11 protein-coding genes are annotated in these 14,932 nt (G+C 71.9%); 9 read left to right on the forward strand and 2 right to left on the reverse strand.

The features are described 5' to 3' along the window. Positions 1-8 precede the first annotated feature (8 nt). On the forward strand, positions 9-500 hold the full coding sequence (locus tag FB474_RS04075) for a pilus assembly protein TadG-related protein (RefSeq protein WP_185746027.1): 492 nt from the start codon (positions 9-11) through the stop codon (positions 498-500). Between the two features lie 131 nt (positions 501-631). Continuing rightward, a complete protein-coding gene (locus tag FB474_RS04080) occupies positions 632-2,359 on the forward strand; it encodes a serine/threonine-protein kinase (RefSeq protein WP_141787494.1) in 1,728 nt (575 codons plus the stop codon). 6 nt (positions 2,360-2,365) lie between these two features. Here FB474_RS04080 and FB474_RS04085 read toward each other — a convergent pair whose 3' ends face one another. Then, complete coding sequence (locus FB474_RS04085; protein ID WP_141787495.1) at positions 2,366-3,250, reverse strand: AMIN-like domain-containing (lipo)protein; 885 nt, start codon at positions 3,248-3,250, stop codon at positions 2,366-2,368. 129 nt (positions 3,251-3,379) lie between these two features. Here FB474_RS04085 and prfB point away from each other — a divergent pair, with 129 nt between their 5' ends. From prfB to FB474_RS04120, 7 genes are all read left to right on the forward strand, one after another. Next, complete coding sequence (prfB, locus tag FB474_RS04090) at positions 3,380-4,498, forward strand: peptide chain release factor 2 (RefSeq protein WP_281286291.1); 1,119 nt, start codon at positions 3,380-3,382, stop codon at positions 4,496-4,498. A 168-nt stretch (positions 4,499-4,666) separates the two neighbouring features. Further along, complete coding sequence (ftsE, locus tag FB474_RS04095) at positions 4,667-5,356, forward strand: cell division ATP-binding protein FtsE (protein WP_141787497.1); 690 nt, start codon at positions 4,667-4,669, stop codon at positions 5,354-5,356. 57 nt (positions 5,357-5,413) lie between these two features. After that, positions 5,414-6,319, forward strand: a complete 906-nt coding sequence (gene ftsX, locus FB474_RS04100; RefSeq protein ID WP_141787498.1) for a permease-like cell division protein FtsX — start codon at positions 5,414-5,416, stop codon at positions 6,317-6,319. Positions 6,320-6,444: 125 nt separating this feature from the next. Further along, positions 6,445-7,764: a peptidoglycan DD-metalloendopeptidase family protein gene (locus FB474_RS04105; protein WP_141787499.1), complete on the forward strand. Its 1,320-nt coding sequence runs from the start codon at positions 6,445-6,447 to the stop codon at positions 7,762-7,764. A 108-nt stretch (positions 7,765-7,872) separates the two neighbouring features. Further along, entirely contained in the window at positions 7,873-8,343 is a 471-nt protein-coding gene (smpB, locus tag FB474_RS04110; RefSeq protein ID WP_141787500.1) for an SsrA-binding protein SmpB, read from the forward strand. 5 nt (positions 8,344-8,348) lie between these two features. Beyond that, positions 8,349-10,268, forward strand: coding sequence for a DUF2207 domain-containing protein (locus tag FB474_RS04115; RefSeq protein ID WP_246092036.1), 1,920 nt, complete (start codon positions 8,349-8,351; stop codon positions 10,266-10,268). A 747-nt stretch (positions 10,269-11,015) separates the two neighbouring features. Beyond that, positions 11,016-11,387 (forward strand): hypothetical protein, encoded by a 372-nt coding sequence (locus FB474_RS04120; protein WP_141787502.1) that lies wholly within the window; start codon positions 11,016-11,018, stop codon positions 11,385-11,387. Between the two features lie 40 nt (positions 11,388-11,427). On the opposite strand, the gene FB474_RS04125 is transcribed toward FB474_RS04120, so the two are convergent. Beyond that, entirely contained in the window at positions 11,428-14,805 is a 3,378-nt protein-coding gene (locus tag FB474_RS04125) for a pyruvate carboxylase (protein WP_141787503.1), read from the reverse strand. Positions 14,806-14,932: the final 127 nt, after the last annotated feature.

The following is a 14,932-nucleotide window of genomic DNA, read 5'->3' on the forward strand; positions in this document are numbered from 1 at the left end:
GGCCGGCGATGATGCGACCGGCGACGACCCGGTGGTGCCGCCTGCTGGGCCGGCTCCGGCGGGACGGCGAGCACGGCCAGGTGCTCCTGCTGGTGCTGGGGTTCACGGTCGTGGCGCTGCTGCTGGTCGTCGGGGCGGTGGACGTCACGGCGCTGCAGCTGGCCCGGATCCGGCTGACCGACGCCGCCGACGGCGCGGCCCTCGCCTCCGCCGACGAGCTCGACCGCGGCGGCACCTACCGCCACGGGGTGGACCGGTCGCTACGGGTCGGTGACGGGGACGTGCGCGCCGCGGCGACGGCATACCTGCAGGTGCAGGGCCGGCCGCAGGGAGTCACCGACTGGCAGCTGCTGCCCGGCACGGGCAGCCCGGACGGGCAGTCCGCGGTGGTGCGGCTGCAGGGGACCGCGCAGGTCCCGCTGCTGTCCTCGGTGGTGTCCGCGCTGGGTGACAGCATCACCATCACCGTCCAGTCGCGCGCCCGCGCAGAGGTGCGCTGAGCGGGCGCGCGCGGGCGCCGCGAGCGTTGCCAGCACACACATCCGGGGTCCTCCCGAACTCCGAGGGCGGGTCCGGCCCCGCGAGGGCGGCCAACTAAGGTTGGCCCACTGAGACCAAGAGAGAGGACCCCATGGAAGGGCAGCGGATCGCCGGCCGCTACCACGTGGTGCGAGCCATTGGTCGCGGCGGCATGGGCACGGTCTGGTTGTGCCGGGACGAGGTCCTCGGCCGCGAGGTCGCGGTCAAGCAGATCGGCGCGCTGCCAGGGGAGTCCGTCGTCGAGAAGAAGCGGGCCATGCGCGAGGCCCGCGCGGCCGCGGCCCTCAACCACCACAACGCCGTCGCCGTCTACGACGTCGTCGACCACGACGACCGTCCGTGGCTGGTCATGGAGTTCGTGGACGGGCACACCCTCGCCGAGGAGATCAGCCGCGAGGGACGCCTCTCGCCCCAGCGCGCGGCCGACATCGGCTCCCAGCTGGCCAGCGCGCTCTCGCGCGCCCACGAGCGGCGCATCGTCCACCGCGACATCAAGCCCGCCAACGTCCTCATCGACCGGTGGGGTCGGCCCAAGATCAGCGACTTCGGTATCGCGCGTGGCCACGGCGACGACCAGCTCACCCAGACCGGGTTCGTCACCGGCACGCCCGGCTACCTCTCACCCGAGCTGGCCCGCGGCGGCGACCCGGACGCGGCCTCGGACGTGTGGGCGCTGGCGGCCACCATCTACGCCGCCGTGGAGGGGCGCGGGCCCTATGAGTCGCGGCCCAACCCGATCGCCGTGCTGCAGACCATCGCCACGCAGCGCCCGCGCGAGACCGAGCACGCCGGCCCGCTCGAGCCCGCCCTCGCCGCGATGATGCACGAGGACCCGGACCAGCGCTGGGACATGGCGACCGCGTCCAAGCAGCTCGCCCGGATCGCCCGCGACGGCCAGGCCGCGGTGACCCCGGCGCCCACCCGGGTGCAGCCCGCGGTGCCGGTCAGTGACGTCGGCGAGCCGACCCGGCCCTGGAAGGCCCCGGCCAGCGGCGGGGCTGCCGGTGCTGCAGCGGCCGGTGCCGCTGCCGCTGGTTCCGCTGCGGCGAACGCCGCCCCGGCGACGGCCCAGGGCACGGCGCCTGCCGCCTCCTCCGGCGCCGCAGCGGCCGGCGCGGACACCGCCCGTGCCGGCTCGAGCGCCACCCCCGCCGCGCCGACTGCCCGGCAGGACGCGGTCCCGACCGCCCGTCAGGCAGCGGCGCCTGCATCCTCCGCCGCCGACGGCTCCGGGGTGTCCGACGACAGCGACGTGATCGACACCCGTCGCCGGGGCAAGGCGCTCCCGGTCCTCGCGCTGGTGCTCGTGCTCCTGCTGCTCGTGGGTGGCTACGCCCTGAGCCACCGCAGCACGTCCTCCGGGACCGGGACGGCGGCCCCGCCGAAGCCGTCCTCGTCCCCGAAGGCGTCCACGCCCTCGGCCAGCGCCACCACGTCGGACTCGCCCTCGCCGAGCCCGTCATCGACCACCCCCACCTCGTCACCGACCACCTCGGCACCGGCGCCGGCCACCGACGCCAGCCTGTCGCAGTTCGTCCGGTCCTACTTCGCCAACGTGACGGGCAACCGCGACGTCACCTGGCCGGAGCTGACCTCCGGCATGCAGGCCGCCGCGGGCGGGCGCTCGGGCTACGACCAGTTCTGGCGGACCATCTCCGCCGTCCGGGTGGGCGGCGTGCAGGCCGACGCCTCCGGTCGCACGGCCACGGCACGGCTGACCTACGTGCGCCAGGACGGGTCGACCTCGTCCGAGCGGCACGTGTTCACGTTCGTCCGGCAGGGCGACCAGTGGCTGATCGCCAGCGAGCACATGGGCTGAGCGGGCTCACGGCTCCAGGCAGGCCGGGACCGAGTCCCGGTTGCCGGTGGGGGAGAGGGTGTGACCGCTCGGGTCGTAGACCTTCACCCAGTCGACGGTGGAGAGCTGACGCAGCGTCGGCAGGATCTCCCCGGCGATGCTCACCGTGGAGCCGCCGCTGCTGCAACCACCGGTGAGCTGCACCCGCGCGATCCCGCCGGAGATGCTCAGGGCCCGGAAGCCGGTGGCACCTGAGGAGAGCTGCCGCAGGCCGGCGGCGCGCTCGGTGGTGGTCGGGCCGGCGAAGATGCGGTCCATCAGCCCGGTCGCCGGTGTCAGCGGCAGCACCGGCCGCAGCACCGGGGTGAAGAACGGCTCGGCGTTGGCGACGAACCGCAGCTGGTTGAAGAGCCACACCTGGCGCCACACGGTCGGGAACGCCGCGCCGACGTCCACCACGACCCGGCTGGGGCTGGTCAGCGTGGACACGTGCACGGCCTGCCGGCTGGCCACGCCGATGCCGTAGGTCGTCACCGCCTCGAAGTCCCCGGACTGGACCACCGTCAGCACGTTGGGCAGGGCGAACGCGACCCGGGAGGGCGCCGTGGCCCGGCCCGCCGCGTCGTGTGCGTTCGCGGCGGCGAAGCGCACCTGCAGGATCGCCCGGCCGGCGACCGGCACCGGCAGACCCGAGGCGTCGCCCACCAGCTGGGTGACCCACGTGACCTGTCGGCTGGCCGGCAGGCCGCCGGCGAAGTCGAAGACCACCCGGTCATAGGTGGGGTGGTGCGCCGCCCGGATGCCGACGAGGGTGGGCACCGTCGGGGTGGCTGCCCCGGCGGCGGGAGCCGTGAGCGGCAGGGCCGCCCCGAGGGCGAGGAGGAGGACGAGAAGCCTGCGGACGACCCTCATGGGACACCCCCGGAGACCGGCTGGTTGACGTGGCAACATCGTCGGGCCGCCACGGTCTCCCCGGCAGAGCCGATGGTCCCCTCCACGGCCGTGTCGGAGGCGACGTCGCGCTCGACTACCCTTCAACTCGTGGCGACCACCGACTTTGCATCTGAGCTGAAGGACCTGCGCACGACGATGGAGTCGGTGCGCCAGGTCACCGACCTCGACCGGCTGAAGTCGCAGATCGCCGACCTGTCGGAGAAGTCGGCGGCCCCGGACCTGTGGGACGACCCGGAGAAGGCACAGGAGGTCACCTCCAGCCTGTCGCGGCTCAACTCCGAGCTCGAGCGCATCACCGGCATGGACCAGCGCATCGACGACCTCGAGGTGCTCGTCGAGATGGCCACCGAGGACGGCGGCGACGCCGAGACCCTGGCCGAGGCCGAGAAGGAGCTCGTCTCGCTGCGCAAGGCCGTCGGCGAGCTCGAGGTCCGCACCCTGCTCGCCGGTGAGTACGACCAGCGCGAGGCGGTCGTGACGATCCGCGCCGGCGCCGGTGGCGTCGACGCCGCCGACTTCGCCGAGATGCTCATGCGCATGTACCTGCGCTGGGCCGAGCGCCACGGCTACCCGACCTCGGTGCTGGACACCTCCTACGCCGAGGAGGCCGGCCTGAAGTCAGCCACCTTCGAGGTCAAGGTGCCCTACGCCTTCGGTCACCTCTCGGTCGAGGCCGGCACCCACCGCCTGGTGCGGATCAGCCCGTTCGACAACCAGGGCCGGCGCCAGACGAGCTTTGCCGCCGTCGAGGTCATCCCGCTGATCGAGTCCACCGACCACATCGAGATCCCCGAGAACGAGATCAAGGTCGACGTCTTCCGCTCCTCGGGCCCGGGCGGCCAGTCGGTCAACACCACCGACTCCGCGGTGCGCATGACGCACATCCCCACCGGCATCGTCGTCTCGATGCAGAACGAGAAGTCCCAGATCCAGAACCGCGCCGCCGCCCTGCGCGTGCTCCAGTCCCGCCTGCTGCTGCAGCGCCAGGCCGAGGAGCAGGCCGCCAAGAAGGCGCTCGCCGGCGACGTCAAGGCCAGCTGGGGCGACCAGATGCGCTCCTACGTGCTGCACCCGTACCAGATGGTCAAGGACCTGCGCACCGAGTACGAGGTCGGCAACACCAGTGGCGTCTTCGACGGTGACATCGACGGCTTCATCGAGGCCGGGATCCGCTGGAAGCGCGCCGCCGAGCGCGACGAGGCGTAGCCCGGGGGAGCGGCCCGGCCGGGTGCGGCCGGCGCCGCACACGCCGAGATCGCGCGAGTCCCCGCAAAACGGGGGACGGGGCCCTACGCTCGGGAGCGCATGTCCGGCCCCGCTGCCGGGGTGGGTATGCCGCTTCCGTCCCCGAGCAGGCAAGGGCACCTCCCGCGCATGATCCGCTTCGAGAACGTCAGCAAGACCTACCCGCGGTCCTCGCGCCCGGCGCTGACGGACATCAGCCTCGAGGTCGAGCGGGGCGAGTTCGTCTTCGTCGTCGGCCAGTCCGGCTCCGGCAAGTCGACGCTGCTGCGCCTGGTGCTCAAGGAAGAGGCCGCCACCACGGGCAACGTGCTCGTCGCCGGACGCGAACTGGCCTCGCTGCCCTCCCGCAAGGTCCCGGCGCTGCGCCGCGAGATCGGCACCGTCTTCCAGGACTTCCGGCTGCTGCCCAACAAGACCGTCTTCCAGAACGTCGCCTTCGCCCTGCAGGTGCTCGGCCGCAGCCGCCACGACATCAAGGCCCTGGTGCCCGAGACGCTCGAGCTGGTCGGCCTGGAGGGCAAGGAGAAGCGCCTGCCGCACGAGCTCTCCGGCGGTGAGCAACAGCGCGTGGCCATCGCCCGTGCCTTCGTCAACAAGCCGGCGATCCTGATCGCCGACGAGCCGACCGGCAACCTCGACCCGACCACCAGCCTGGGCATCGTGCGCCTGCTGGACCGGATCAACCGCACCGGCACGACCATCGTCATGGCCACCCACGACGACGAGATCGTCGACCAGCTGCGCAAGCGGGTCGTCGAGCTCGACCACGGCACGCTCGTGCGCGACCAGACCCGCGGCGTCTACGGCGTCCAGCGCTAGCCGCGCACCCGGCATACCTCCCCGCACCCGACCGAACCGGAAGCGACGAACACCCTGATGCGACTGCAGTTCATCCTCAGCGAGATCTGGATCGGCTTGCGCCGCAACATGTCCATGGCCGTCTCGGTCGTGCTGGTGACGATGGTGTCGCTGTTCTTCCTCGGCTTCGGCCTGCTCGCGCGCAGCCAGGTCGACACCATGAAGGACTACTGGTACGACCGCGTCCAGGTCTCGATCTTCTTGTGCACCAACAACTCCGACACGCCCTCGTGTGCTGCCGGACCGGTCACCGACGAGCAGCGCCAGCAGATCAAGAGCCAGCTCGACGAGATGAAGCCGCTGGTCAAGGAGGTCTTCCATGAGTCGCCGCAGGAGGCCTACCAGCGGTTCAAGGTGCAGTTCAAGAACAGCCCGATCGTCGACAACGTCAAGCCCGACCAGATGCCCGAGAGCTACCGGGTGCGGCTGTCGGACCCGAGCAAGTACGCCGTCATCTCCAGCTCCTTCCAGGGTGCGCCCGGGGTGGAGCAGGTGCAGGACCAGCGCGCGCTGCTCGACAAGTTCTTCACCGCGCTCAACATCATGAGCCTGTGCGCGGTCGGCCTGTCCGGGGCGATGGTGCTGTGCGCCATCCTGCTCATGGTGACCACGATCCGGCAGACGGCGTTCAGCCGACGCCGCGAGACCGGCATCATGCGCCTCGTCGGCGCCTCGGCCTTCGTCATCCAGCTGCCGTTCATCATGGAGACGGTCATCGCCACCCTGGTCGGCTGCGCCCTCGCGGTCGGGCTGCTGTGGGCGACGGTGCACTACGGCGTGACCGGCTTCCTGGCCACGATCCTGCCGATCGGGTTCGTCGGGGTCGGCGACGTGTGGGCCATGACGCCGTGGCTGGTCGGCAGCGGTGCGGCCCTGGCGATGGTCACCTCCTGGTTCACCCTGCGCCGCTACCTGCGCGTCTGAGCCACCGTCCCGCTCGGCCGGCCGGGCCGGTATGCCGGGTGCCCGGCCGGGCGGGGTCACGAGATCGTCAACTCGCCGGGCGAATGCCCCTGTGACTGGTGTGACCTGTGGTAGCAATGTTGCCGATGAGCGCGCTACCCCCCGAGACGACGCCCACCCGACGGTTCCGCCGTGGCCGGTGGGTCGTGCTGCTGACGGTCCTCGCGACCGCCGCGGGGCTCGCCCTCGCCCCCGTCGGCAACGCCGACACCCGGGGTGACAAGGCCCGGCTGGACAAGCAGATCTCCGCCCTGCGCAGCCAGCTTGGCGAGACCACCAAGGACCTCGCCGACGCCTACATCGCGCTCAAGCGGACCCAGGCCGAGCTGCCGGTCGCCCAGCGTGAGCTGACCGCCGCACAGGCCAAGGTCGTTGCGGCCGAGCAGCACAACCAGCAGGTCGCCGAGCAGCTGGCCGTCGCCCAGGCCAACGAGGCCAAGGCCGTCGACGTGCTCGCGACCAACGCCAAGGACACCCAGCAGACCAGCGACCTCATCGGTGACCTGGCCCGCCGCACCTACCAGCAGGGCGGGATGGGCGAGCTCTCCGTCGCGCTCAACGCCACCAGCCCCGACGACTTCGCCACCCGGGTGGTGCTCGTCGACACCGTGATGCGCCTGCAGAACGGCGCCCTGCGCCGGCTGTCCACGCAGGAGGCCGAGGGCAAGGCGGTCCAGTCCCACCTGTCCGCGGTGCGCCGCCAGGTGGCCATCCTCAAGATCCAGGCCGAGAACGCCGTGGCTGCGGCCCAGTCCGCCCGCGACGTGGCGGCCACGGCCAAGCAGCGGCTCGACCTGCTGCAGGCGGCCCAGAAGAAGTACGCCGCCGCCGTGGCGGTCAAGAAGGCCCGCGAGACCGAGAACCTGCAGAAGATGCAGGCCCAGTCCAACAAGCTGGCCGCGATCCTGGCCGCGCGGGCCCGGGCGGCCAAGCTCGCCGCCGCGCGCGCCGCGGCCGCCCGCCGCCGCGCCAACCAGGCGCCCGCGCCGGGTATCCCGTCCAGCGGAGGGTTCCTCAGCTACCCGGTCGACGGGCCGACCTCCTCGGAGTTCGGCATGCGCTTCGACCCGGTCGCCCAGCGCTACCAGCTGCACGCCGGCCTCGACTTCGCGGTCAACTGCGGCACGCCCGTGCACGCGGCGGCATCCGGCGACGTGATCATGGCGGTGCCCGAGTCGGCCTCCGGCGGCTACGGCAACCAGCTCGTCGTCGACCACGGCATCGTCCGCGGCGTCGACCTCACCACCACCTACAACCACCTGTCGAGCTGGGTCGTCACCGGCGGCCACGTCAGTCGCGGGCAGGTCATCGCCTACTCCGGCACCACCGGCATGTCGACCGGCTGCCACCTGCACTTCGAGACCCGGGAGGACGGCAACCCGGTCAACCCGCGCACCTGGCTCTGAGGCCGGGAGCCGGCCACTCGGCATACCGGCGAAAGGCCGTCGCTGCCTGCCCTCCCGGGCAGGTAGCGTTACCCCGCGGTTCAGGCACGCGAGGAAGGGACGGCGACGGTGGCCAAGGAGCAGGGGCGCAAGCTGGTTGCGAGCAACCGGAAGGCGCGTCACGACTACCTCATCGAGGACACCTTCGAGGCCGGTCTCGTCCTGACCGGCACCGAGGTGAAGTCGCTGCGGGCCGGCCGGGCGTCCCTCATCGACGGGTTCGCCAGCGAGTACGACGGCGAGATCTGGCTGGAGAACGTCTACATCCCCGAGTACTCCCAGGGCACGTGGACCAACCACGCCGCCCGGCGCCGGCGCAAGCTGCTGCTCAACAAGGACGAGATCCACAAGCTGATCATCAAGACCCGTGAGGCCGGGCACACGATCGTGCCGCTGTCGCTGTACTTCAAGGACGGCCGGGCCAAGGTCGAGATCGCGCTCGCCAAGGGCAAAAAGCAGTACGACAAGCGTCACGCGCTGCGCGAGCGCCAGGACAACCGCGAGGCACAGCGCGCGATGTCGCACCGAACGGAGAGGTGACGCGCGTGGGCACACGGGGGAGGCTGCGGGCGCTGCTCGGGGTGCTGGTGGCGCTGGGGGTCCTGCTCGGGCTGCCGACGGCCGCGCTGGCCGCGGACACCGAGCACATCGTGTCGTTCACCGCGGCCTACGACGTGCAGGCCGACGGCGGCATGGACGTCACCGAGACCCTCGTCTGGGACTTCGGCGGCGGTGAGCACCACGGCATCAAGCGCTACGTCATCACCTCGCAGGGCTACCAGAACAGCACGACCCAGCACCGCGTCTACGAGATGAGCGACGTCAGCGCGTCGAGCCCGTCGGGGGCGCCGGCCGACGTCGACGTCTCGCAGCTCGGCGCCAACACGGTCATCCGCGTCGGCGACCCGAACCAGACCGTCCAGGGCACCCAGACCTACGTCATCCGCTACCACCTGGCCCACGTCGTCAACGGCTTCCCCGACCACGTCGAGCTCTTCTGGAACGTCACCGGGGACCAGACCTCCGTCCCGACCGACAAGGTGTCGGTGACGGTGCACGGGCCAGCCGCGGTCACCAAGGCGGCCTGCTACTACGGCGAGCAGGGCTCCAAGGCCCAGTGCACGGCCCAGCCCGGCGCGACGGCGACGTTCAGCGCCGGCCCGATCCCGGCATACCAGCAGGTGAGTGTCGTCTCGTCGTTCCCGACCACGGTCTTCACCAACACCAGCCCCGACCTGCGCTCGGGCGGCACCGACACCAGCGGCAGCTTCTCCGAGGGCGGCTCGACGCTGTCGCCGGGCGCGGCCAGGACGGTCAGCCTGCTCGGGGTCGGCGCCGGGATCACCGTCCCGGTCCTGGCCGCGGCGCTGATGGGCTTCCTCGTGTGGACCCGCGGGCGCGACGAGCAGTACGCCGGTCTGACGCCGGGCCTCACGCCCGCCGGCGGCGCCGAGGGCCAGGTCGTGCGCGGGTCGCGGCCGGGAGCGGTGGCGGTGCAGTTCCAGCCGCCGCAGGGCGTGCAGCCGGGGATGGTCGGCACGATCATCGACGAGACCGCCAACACCATCGACGTCAGCGCGACGGTCGTCGACCTCGCGGTGCGCGGGTTCCTCACGGTGCGCGAGGTGCCCGGGACGGGGATGTTCTCCCGCACCGACTGGGAGCTGACCGCCCTGCCGCCGCCAGCCGGTGAGGAGCTGCTGACCTACGAGCAGGTCCTGCTGGGCGGGATCTTCCGCGAGTCCAACCCGGTCATGCTCTCGGCGCTGAAGAACCACTTCGCGCCGATCCTGTCGTCAGTGCAGTCCGACATGTACGCCGAGGTGGTCCGGCGCGGGTGGTTCCGCAAGTCCCCGCAGAGCCAGCGGCGGGTGTGGACCGGTCTGGGTATGGCGCTCGTCATCGTCGGCGTGGGGTCGGGCTGGTTCTTCGGGCTCAACAGCTCGGCGGTGGACGCGCGCGCCGGGCTCGGGCTGCCCATCCCGTCGGGCATCATCCTCGCCGCCGGACTGGTCGTCGCCGGCCTCATCGTCAACCTGCTCGGCCGGCGGATGGCCGCCCGCACCGCCACCGGGAGCGCCGTCCTGGCGCAGTCGCTGGGGTTCAAGCAGTACCTCCTGACCGCCGAGGCCAACCAGATCGCCTTCGACGAGGCCGCCAACATCTTCAGCCGCTACCTGCCCTTCGCGATCGTGTTCGGGGTGGCCGACCGCTGGGCCAAGGTCTTCGCCGACGTCGCCCAGGCAGCGGCTGCCGCGGGGCAGACCATGGTGATGCCGAGCTGGTACGTCTTCGGGCCGGGCGGCTTCGGCGGGTTCCAGGACATCGCCAACGGCGTGGACAGCTTCTCCACCACGGCCAGCGGCACGTTCACCTCGACGCCGGGCTCCTCGGGCTCGAGCGGCTTCGGCGGCGGCGGGTTCTCCGGCGGCGGTGGCGGCGGGGGTGGCTCCGGCTCCTGGTGAGCCCCGGCGCGGCCGTGCCGCTCTTTCCCGCTGAGAGGGACGTTTCTCGGGTTTGGGCGGGGTCTGAAGCCCGAGGAACGTCCCTCCCGGCGGGTTGGCTGGGTTGTCCACATGGGGGTCGTAGCCGAGTCCCGTCGTCCACAGAGGTGGCGTGGGTGGTGGTCGTTCGCGGGATGGGCGCCGACCGTGGCGGTCATGGCGAACCGACGGCAGGTCATCCCCACTCAGTTGGCCCTCGGCCCGTTCAGCACGGAGGAGGGTCTGGCGTCGCTCACCCGGGGCGTCCTCTACGGTCCTTCTTTCGACCGGGTCATGCGTGGGGTCCATGAGTGCCGTGAACCGCTCGACGTCCCCCGGGACCACGGCGACCTGATGCATGCTGCGCGTCTGGCCCTGGGGGAGCAAGCGGTCTTCGTCGGGCGTAGCGCGGCGTGGGCACTCGGCTCACGGCTGGCATCGCCGCGCGCGCCGGTTGACATACGGGTGAGCACCGCGCACCAGAAGCGGTGCCGGCCCTCGGTCCGCGTACATCACCGTGAGCTGGGACCGGATGAGGTGGTCGAGACTGACTTCGGGCTCGCGACCTCACCGTTGCGCACGGCCCTTGACCTGGCTTGCGGGGCGGGACGGGAGTGGGCGGTTGCCGCCTGTGACCACCTGCTTCGCGTCACCGCGCTTGACCCCGCTCACGTCATGGCCGAGGCCCAACGGGTGCGGGGGCGCAGGGGGATCCGTCAGGCACGTGACGTGGCCGCGATGTTGGACCCCCGGTCCGAATCGCCGCGGGAGTCGCTGCTGCGGGTCCACATGCTCGACTTCGGTTTGCCCCGACCGACCTCACAGCTGGTCGTACTCGACCCGCGTGGGTGCTTCGTCGGCCGGCTCGACTTCGGTTGGGAGGAGGAGCGCGTGGGCATCGAGTACGACGGTGACCACCACCGCGAGGTCGCCACCCACAGCCGCGACCTGTGGCGGCACAACCGGCTGCGAGAGCTCGGGTGGGTGGTCTTCCAGGTCGACGCCCATGGGCTGCTGGCCGTCGACAACACGCTGGCGGCGGTGAGATCCCTGCTGCTCTCCCGCCGAGAGGGACGTTCCTCAGGCTTGGGCGGGGTCTGAAGCCTGACGAACGTCCCTCTCAGCGGGAGGGAAGCTGGCGTTAGCTGACGACGAGGAGGAGGTCGCCGCCCTCGACCTGCTGCTGGCCGCCGATGGCGAGGCGCTGCACGGTGCCGGCCACCGGCGTGGTGATCGCGGCCTCCATCTTCATCGCCTCGATCGTCGCGACCTGCGCGCCGGCCTCGACCTGCTGGCCCGACTCCACCGACAGGGACACCACGCCGGCGAACGGCGCCGCCACCTGGCCGGGCTGGCTCGGGTCGGCCTTCTCGGCGACCCGCACGTCGACCGCGATCGACTCGTCGCGCACCTGCACCGGACGCAGCTGCCCGTTGACCGTGCACATGACGATGCGGAAGCCGCGCTCGTCCGGCTCGCTGACCGACTGCACGCCGAGCAGCAGCCGCTTGCCCGGCTCGAGGTCGACCTCGTGCTCGGTGCCGACCGCGAGCCCGTGCAGGAACTCCCCGGTGCCGAGCACCGACAGGTTGGAGTAGGCGTCGCGGGAGGCCTCGAACTCCTTGGTCGGCCCGGGGAAGAGCAGCCGGTTGAGGGTATGCCGCGGGTCGGCCGCCAGCGCGGCCTCCTCCTCCTCGGTCAGCTCGGTGACCCGGGGCCGGGCCGTGCGCCCTTCCAGCGCCCTGGTGCGGAACGGCTCGGGCCAGCCGCCGGGCGGGTCGCCCAGCTCGCCGTTGAGGAAGCCGATGACCGAGTCGGGGATGTCGTACTTCGTGGGGTTGGCCTCGAAGTCGGCCGGGTCGGCGTTGGCGCCGACGAGGGCGAGGGCGAGGTCGCCGACCACCTTCGAGCTCGGCGTCACCTTGACGACGTTGCCCAGGATCCGGTTGGCCGCGGCGTACATGTCCTCGATCGACTCGAACCGGTCGCCCAGGCCGAGGGCGATGGCCTGCTGGCGCAGGTTGGACAGCTGGCCGCCGGGGATCTCGTGGGTGTAGACCCGGCCGGTGGGGGAGGGCAGCCCGGACTCGAACGGCGCATACAGCTGGCGCACGCCCTCCCAGTAGGGCTCGAGGTCGCAGACGGTCTGCAGGTCCAGCCCGGTGGCCCGCGGCGTGCCGTCGGTCGCGGCGACCAGGGCCGACATCGACGGCTGGCTGGTGGTGCCGGACATCGAGGCGCTGGCCACGTCGACCGCGTCGACGCCGGCGTCGATCGCCGCGAGCAGGGTCGCGAGCTGGCCGCCGGCGGTGTCGTGGGTGTGCAGGTGGACCGGCAGGTCGAACCGCTCGCGCAGCGCCGTGACGAGGGTCCGCGCGGCCGGGGCCCGGAGCAGGCCGGCCATGTCCTTGATCGCCAGCACGTGGGCGCCGGCGTCGACGATGCGCTCGGCCAGCTTGAGGTAGTAGTCGAGGGTGTAGAGCGTCTCCGACGGGCTGTGCAGGTCGCCGGTGTAGCACAGGGCCACCTCGGCCACGGCCGTCCCGGTGGCCCGCACCGCGTCGATGGCCGGTCGCATCTGGTCGACGTCGTTGAGCGCGTCGAAGATCCGGAAGATATCGATGCCGGTGCGCGCCGCCTCGGTGACGAACGCGTCGGTGACCTTGGTCGGGTAGGGCGTGTAGCCGACGGTGTTGCGCCCGCGCAGCAGCATCTGCAACGGCAGGTTCGGCATCGCCCCACGCAGCTGGGCGAGACGCTCCCAGGGGTCCTCGGACAGGAACCTCAGCGCCACGTCGTAGGTCGCACCGCCCCACGCCTCGACGCTGAGCAGCTGCGGCGTCAGCCGGGACACGTGCGGCGCGACGTGCATGAGGTCGCGGGTGCGCACCCGGGTGGCGAGCAGCGACTGGTGGGCGTCGCGGAAGGTGGTCTCGGTGACCCCCACCGGCACCTGCGCGCGCAGGGCCCGCGCGAACTCCTCCGGGCCGACCCGCATCAGCAGGTCACGGGCGCCGGGCGGCGGGGGAGCGTCACGGTCGATGGCCGGCAGCTTGCTGCGCGGGGACACCTTCGTGCGCGAGGGGCCGTACGGCTGGTTGACCGTGACCTCGGCCAGGTAGGTCAGCAGCTTGGTGCCGCGGTCGGCCGGGGTGCGGGCGGTGAGCAGGCCGGGACGCTCGTCGATGAACGAGGTGGACAGCCGCCCCGCGACGAAGTCGGGCTCGTCCAGCAGCGCCTGCAGGAACGGGATGTTGGTGGACACGCCACGGATCCGGAACTCCGCCAGCGCCCGGCGGGCCCGGCGCACCGCGGTGCCGAAGTCACGCCCGCGACAGGTGAGCTTGACCAGCATCGAGTCGAAGTGGGCGCCGATCTCCGCGCCGACGAACACCGTGCCGCCGTCCAGGCGCACGCCCGCGCCACCGGCGGACCGGTAGACGGTGATGTGGCCGGTGTCCGGACGGAACCCGTTGGCCGGGTCCTCGGTGGTGATCCGGCACTGCAGCGCTGCCCCGCGCAGCCGCACGGTGTCCTGCGACAGGCCGAGGTCGGCCAGGGTCTCCCCGGAGGCGATCCGCAGCTGGGCGCTGACGAGGTCGACGTCGGTGACCTCCTCGGTGACCGTGTGCTCGACCTGGATGCGCGGGTTCATCTCGATGAACACGTAGCGGCCGTCGGGGGCCAGCAGGAACTCCACCGTGCCCGCGTTGACGTAGCCGATCTCCCTGGCGAACGCCACGGCGTCGGCGCAGATCCGTTGGCGCAGCTCGGGATCGAGGTTCGGCGCCGGCGCGATCTCGACGACCTTCTGGTGCCGGCGCTGCACCGAGCAGTCGCGCTCGAACAGGTGGATGACGTTGCCCGAGCCGTCGGCGAGGATCTGCACCTCGATGTGCCGCGGGCTGACCACGGCCTCCTCGAGGAACACTGTGGCGTCACCGAAGGCCGACTCCGCCTCGCGCATCGCGGCCTGAAGCGACTCGCGCAGGTCCTCGCGCCGCTCGACCCGGCGCATGCCACGACCGCCACCGCCGGCGACCGCCTTGACGAAGATCGGGAAGCCGACCTCGTCCGCAGCGGCGAGCAGGGTCTCGACGTCGTCGCTCGGCTCGGCGCTGCGCAGCGTCGGCAGGCCCGCCTCCTTGGCCGCCGCGATCGCTCGCGCCTTGTTGCCGGTGAGGTAGAGCACCGACGCCGGCGGGCCGACGAACGTGATGCCAGCCTCGGCGCAGGCCTCGGCCAGCGCGGGGTTCTCCGAGAGGAAGCCGTAGCCGGGGTAGATCGCGTCGGCGCCGGCCTCGGACGCGACCCGGGTGACCTCCTGCGGGTCGAGGTAGGCCCGGACCGGGTGGCCCGGCTCGCCGATCTCGTAGGCCTCGTCGGCCTTGAGCCGGTGCTCGCTCTTGCGGTCCTCGTGCGGGAACACCGCGACCGTCGTCGCGCCGAGCTCGGTGGCGGCGCGGAACGCGCGGACCGCGATCTCTCCTCGGTTGGCTACGAGCACCTTGCGAAACACGAACGCCTCCCACCGGGGGTTGGGCCGTCAGGTCGGGGACAGCCTAGTGAGGCGACCGTACTGCGAGACCCGTGTCCCGGCATACGGGATGTTGGCCACAGTCCGGCCCGGGAGCGCCGAGCCTAGA

Source organism: Oryzihumus leptocrescens (genome assembly GCF_006716205.1).
Taxonomy (GTDB): domain Bacteria; phylum Actinomycetota; class Actinomycetes; order Actinomycetales; family Dermatophilaceae; genus Oryzihumus; species Oryzihumus leptocrescens.

Coding starts and splice junctions, on each gene's coding strand:
- ftsE (WP_141787497.1), top strand. CDS start 4,667: ATGATCCGCTTCGAGAACGTCAGCAAGACCTACCCGCGGTCCTCGCGC.
- FB474_RS04080 (WP_141787494.1), top strand. CDS start 632: ATGGAAGGGCAGCGGATCGCCGGCCGCTACCACGTGGTGCGAGCCATT.
- FB474_RS04075 (WP_185746027.1), top strand. CDS start 9: ATGATGCGACCGGCGACGACCCGGTGGTGCCGCCTGCTGGGCCGGCTC.
- FB474_RS04105 (WP_141787499.1), top strand. CDS start 6,445: ATGAGCGCGCTACCCCCCGAGACGACGCCCACCCGACGGTTCCGCCGT.
- ftsX (WP_141787498.1), top strand. CDS start 5,414: ATGCGACTGCAGTTCATCCTCAGCGAGATCTGGATCGGCTTGCGCCGC.
- FB474_RS04085 (WP_141787495.1), bottom strand. CDS start 3,250: ATGAGGGTCGTCCGCAGGCTTCTCGTCCTCCTCCTCGCCCTCGGGGCG.